Source organism: Achromobacter sp. GbtcB20 (genome assembly GCF_019091095.1).
GTDB classification, from domain to species: domain Bacteria; phylum Pseudomonadota; class Gammaproteobacteria; order Burkholderiales; family Burkholderiaceae_B; genus Achromobacter; species Achromobacter mucicolens.
Genome location: NZ_JAGXJZ010000102.1, coordinates 1 through 722 on the forward strand (window position 1 = coordinate 1; position 722 = coordinate 722).

Consider the following 722-nt stretch of genomic DNA (forward strand, 5'->3'; position numbering starts at 1 on the left):
GCGCTTCATCGGCACCACGCTGTGGAGCGACTTCGACGCCCTGGCCAGCCGCGAGGCCGACCTGACCCGCCAGCTGCAACTGCGCGGCAAGGCCTTCCGCGCGGCCAACTACTACCTGAGCAAGAACACGACCTTGCGTGACGGCGTGCCGATGCTGGCCGAGGACATGCGCGCGCTCTCGCTCGACTGCCAGGCCTGGCTGCGCGCGGCGCTGGCGGTGCCCTTCGACGGCACGACGGTCGCCGTCACCCACTTCGCGCCCAGCCTGCAAAGCGCCGATCCCCGCTACGGCCTGGCGGCCGGCACCGCCGGCTTCTGCAATGCGCTGGACGCCCTGTTCCCCTTGGCCGACGTCTGGATGCACGGCCACCTGCACTGCATGAACGACTACACCGTCAGCGGCGTCGACAACGGCCGGCCCTGGTCCTGCCGCGTGGTCGCCAATCCGCTCGGCTACCTGAGCAAGGGCGAGCAGGAAGGCTTCCGGCCGGAGCTGGTGATCGAGCTGTAAGCCGCCGCCGGCCTAGTCAGCTCAGCGCCGCGCGCCGCTCGGCGGAGATGACCTCGGGCTGGCGCACCGGGGCGGCGCTGCCGGGTACGAAGAAGGGATTGTCCTTCCAGCTTCCCGTCAGGCGAGCCCTGGCAATCTTGCCGCCGATCCTGGCCACGGCCAGCGCGGTCGCCAGCGGGCCCGCATGCAGCGGGCCGCTGGGGCTGGGGGC

Annotated in this window: 2 pseudogenes; one reads left to right on the forward strand and one right to left on the reverse strand. The window is 71.6% G+C overall.

Annotation, left to right across the window (positions count from 1 at the left end):
* Positions 1-511, forward strand: a pseudogene (locus KVT32_RS27990) (metallophosphoesterase); the annotation flags it as partial.
* 16 nt (positions 512-527) lie between these two features.
* Here KVT32_RS27990 and KVT32_RS27995 read toward each other — a convergent pair.
* Positions 528-722, reverse strand: a pseudogene (locus KVT32_RS27995) (hypothetical protein); the annotation flags it as partial.